Here is a 1874-nt window from a genome sequence, read left to right as displayed (position 1 = left end):
CAATAAAAATTAAATCTGCTTCGCTATTATTTAAAATTTGCTCCGCTTGTAATCCAGTCGTAATTAATCCAACTGCACCTGTTGCAATGTTAGCATTCTCTTTAATGTGTTTGGCATATTGCACTTGATAACCTGGATATACATCAATATGAGCTGGGACAACTGCACCAGAGCTACAATCGATTAAATCTACCCCTTGTTCTTTCATCCATCCTGTATACTGCACATAATCTTGAACTGTTAACCCGTCAGGATGATAATCATTTGCTGAAATACGAACAAATAACGGTCCGTTCCAAACTTCATTTACAGAGTCAATGATTTCGCGTAAGAAACGATAGCGATTTTCAGGTGAACCCCCGTATTCATCAGTCCGCTTATTTGAAAGCGGAGAAAGAAATTCATTAATAAGATAACCGTGAGCACCATGTAATTCAATAACGTCAAATCCCGCTTGTTTTGAACGTAACGCAGCTTTTTGAAAAGCTAATACGGTGTCTTTAATTTGTTGCTTACTCATTTCCACGGGTATTTTCATTCCATCGTTAAACGGAATTGCTGAAGGAGCTAAAGCGTCCGTTTCTAATTCAGCCTTTCTTCCGGCATGAGCGAGTTGAATGGCAGCTTTTGCGCCGTTATCATGTATAAATGCTGTCGTCTTATGTAAGCCTTCAATTAGATTATCACCCCAAATGCCTAAGTCTTTGTTAGAAATACGTCCTTCAGGTAACACAGCTGTTGCTTCAATCATAACTAAGCCTACTTGGCCAGCAGCCCTGGTTCCATAATGAATGAGATGAAAATTGGTTACTCGGCCATCCTCATTCTCTGATGAATACATACACATAGGCGACATAACGATACGGTTTTTTAGCGTAACGTCCTTAATTGTATAAGGTGAAAAAAGTTGAAGCTCCATCAAATATCCCCCTTGATTGAATTTTCTTACATTGTATCATCCTCTTTTTTGTTTCCCTAATAAAACGCTTATACGAAAAATTTCGTCTATTCGTGTTACAATGGCTAATATGAATTGAATTGGAGGATGACATATGTATCAGGCTTATTATGAAAGTGAATTAGGTTTGCTGGAAATTACAGCGAATACGAAAGGGATTACGTCTGTTATATTTGTTGAAGAAAGAAAAGAAGAACATAAAAATGAACTTGTTGAACAATGTATAAATGAATTAGATGAATACTTTGAAGGAAAAAGAAAAGAGTTTACAGTTCCATTGTCTGCTGAAGGAACACCATTCCAAAAGAATGTATGGGATGCACTTTACACTGTTCCGTATGGCGTAAGTGCTTCATATTTAGATATTGCGGAGAAGGTTGGGAATACGAAAGCTGTACGAGCGATAGGAGGGGCAAATAGCCGGAATCCAATTTCAATTATCGTTCCATGCCATCGTGTAATAGGAAAGAGTGGAAAACTTGTTGGGTATGCGGGTGGTTTATGGAGGAAAGAGTGGTTATTGAAGCATGAAGGCATATTAAAATGAAGTATGGATGGAAAGAGGGATTGTTTTGAAATGTATAAATTGTGGGCGACCTTGTATTAATGATCAGTTGAATTGTGCAAATTGTCAACGGAACTTGCATAATAAACAAGGTGAAGAAAGCTCGCTAATAGACAAAGAATTAGAAGTATATGTAGGGAGACAATATCCATATTACAAAAGAAAATGGGAGCTTGAGAATAAGCGAATTGCTAGGTGGAGCTGGAATGGTTTGGCTGCTATTTTCAATGTAGGTTGGCTTGGATATCGTAAGTATTATTTACCTGCTGCTTTATTTATACTGTTATTAGTAGCATGTGATGCATTTTCTTATTATATGGGGTTCAACGTAGCGTTGCCAATCATTAATAT

At 37.3% G+C, this 1874-nt stretch carries 3 protein-coding genes; 2 read left to right on the top strand and 1 reads right to left on the bottom strand.

All coding sequences use genetic code 11. The features are described from left to right. Window positions 1–919: NADPH dehydrogenase NamA (gene namA / locus AB3X49_RS22940; RefSeq protein ID WP_367964952.1), on the bottom strand; the 919-nt coding region annotated here is incomplete at its 3' end. Between the two features lie 133 nt (window positions 920–1052). On the opposite strand from namA, the gene AB3X49_RS22935 reads away from it, so the two are divergent. Next, window positions 1053–1505, top strand: coding sequence for a methylated-DNA--[protein]-cysteine S-methyltransferase (locus tag AB3X49_RS22935; protein WP_113708766.1), 453 nt, complete (start codon window positions 1053–1055; stop codon window positions 1503–1505). A 25-nt stretch (window positions 1506–1530) separates the two neighbouring features. Then, a partial coding sequence (locus AB3X49_RS22930) for a DUF2628 domain-containing protein (RefSeq protein WP_367964950.1) occupies window positions 1531–1874 on the top strand: 344 nt, incomplete at its 3' end.

This window comes from Bacillus sp. C30, from assembly GCF_040838255.1.
GTDB classification, from domain to species: Bacteria; Bacillota; Bacilli; order Bacillales; family Bacillaceae_G; genus Bacillus_A; species Bacillus_A mycoides.
This window is presented reverse-complemented; position numbering and strand designations above follow the sequence as displayed.